At 33.9% G+C, this 1,874-nt stretch carries 1 protein-coding gene; it reads right to left on the reverse strand.

The genetic code is table 11. The features are described 5' to 3' along the window. Positions 1–169: 169 nt before the first annotated feature. Positions 170–1,681, reverse strand: coding sequence for a transposase (locus tag FGK85_RS15050; RefSeq protein ID WP_138207964.1), 1,512 nt, complete (start codon positions 1,679–1,681; stop codon positions 170–172). Positions 1,682–1,874: the final 193 nt, after the last annotated feature.

Consider the following 1,874-nt stretch of genomic DNA (forward strand, 5'->3'; position numbering starts at 1 on the left):
TGAGTGAATTCGGAAACTAATTTCCAATAAGTTTTTCAATAACACTAATATTATTTTAGTGCGGAGCACTTATTATATTATGGTTTTTATTTAGTTTTACTTAAAAAAGAGTATAGCAAAGCTAACTCACCGATAGGTGAATTTTGTGAAAACTTAACAATTATCTAGATTAGCAGGCTTTATTTATAGCTAATTCTAGAATGTCCAATATGTTAATTTTAGAAATAGATAGTTGAGCATCCAAATGAATATTGATGCTATGGATTAATGTCCACCAACACCAACGCTTTTTACCACGACAGTGGGATTCTTCCATATTATAGTCTTCCAGTATTCTTTTATTTACTCGCTCTGAAGAAGTTCTCTTTTTCATTATTTGTTTCCAAAGGTCAGAGTTTCTAGGTATAGCAGTAAATAAACGCAAGTCATCACTTGGCTTTACGTATATTACACGGCCGTAGGCACTAGGAGAACATTCTTCCTTATGAGGACATTCTTTAATTTTACCTTTTACTAAAGGACATCTATATTTAATTCTACTTCTGCCTTTATCGTACCAATCATATACCATTGGTTGGTTGCATTTGCAGATGGGAATACCGTCCTTAGTATATCCAATTGGTGGTTCATATTTATTTTTACCTTTACCCTTTGGATTAAGGGATATAACAGCTTTTATATTCCATTCATTAAGAAGTTTATACGTAGGATAGTTATCATGAGCAGCATCTGCGATGAACTTATCGAAGTTAAACAAAGGATACATCTTTCTAACTTCTGAAAGTGCAAAAATTGCAGTAACACCATCATAACGCTGTGCTTGTACCATCCTAAAATATATAGGAAGATCCTTTTTAACATTAGGATTATAGACACTAAGAAAATATAGGCAATGACCATAATACCACTTTTCGTGGTAACTGTCCCAACCGCGTCTAGCGTCAGGGTCAGAGAATCTTCTATTGCATTTGCAGTTAAAAACACCTTTTTTAACACAATCGCAGGTCTTAATGCCTAATGAGCTTCCGCCTGTTTCAAGACAGGTGCCATCTCCAGATATATCAAGTTTTTGAGTATTACCAAGGAGACCTAGTTTGGCAGAAGGCTCAACAGCTAACTTTGCAAAAATTTGTTGAAATAGCTTTTCATGGCGAGTTTCGATGGTTCGTCCCGTAAGAGCTTGTTCAACTAAATTTTTAATAACACCAGGATGTTTTGGTGGTAGTTTTTCATTCTTGCCAAGTTTTTTACGGGGCTTGGAAGTAAAAGGATGAAGGGAGTCCTTGGCTGATTTTTCAGCCTCAGGGCTCATGCCCCAAAATCTTGATATGAAATCATAATGAGTACCTAATCCTGGTACATTAGATTTTTGAACACCAATGATGGTGCAAAGTATATCATGTGCACGTAAGTGTTTAATCCATTTAGGTAAACTATAAAAACCTAAATCGGACATTAAAATAAATGACCTAAGAAGTTCAGGTTGTTGATTTGAAGGTTTACCAGTTAAAGAATACATTGGACTGACTAATGATTTTATGTCATCAAGATTTAAAGTGTAGAGTTTTTGGATGCTTGATGAATAGTATTCTACGATAGTAGGGTTAGCTTTATAAAGTTTAATAATGCTTGATAAAAGAAAATTTTGATAATCAAAATGGCTACGCCAATAACCTAACATAAAAAATCACCTCGCAATATTTTGTAAATAGTTTCTATAGTGCGAGGCTGCAAATTTTACAAACTTTGTCAAGCAATTTTGGAAAAAATATAAGTTTTTTTTGTTATTTTGTTTAAAATTTTGGGGGGAAGTTAAAATTGACACCCTTCGGGATTGAGATAAATGGAGGCCTAAGGGTTTCCGAATATACTTT

Source organism: Haloimpatiens lingqiaonensis (assembly GCF_901447495.1).
Lineage (GTDB): Bacteria > Bacillota > Clostridia > Clostridiales > Clostridiaceae > Haloimpatiens > Haloimpatiens lingqiaonensis.

What these genes read in the sequence shown, in the direction of transcription:
- FGK85_RS15050 (WP_138207964.1), bottom strand. Translation starts at nt 1,681, where the DNA reads ATGTTAGGTTATTGGCGTAGCCATTTTGATTATCAAAATTTTCTTTTA.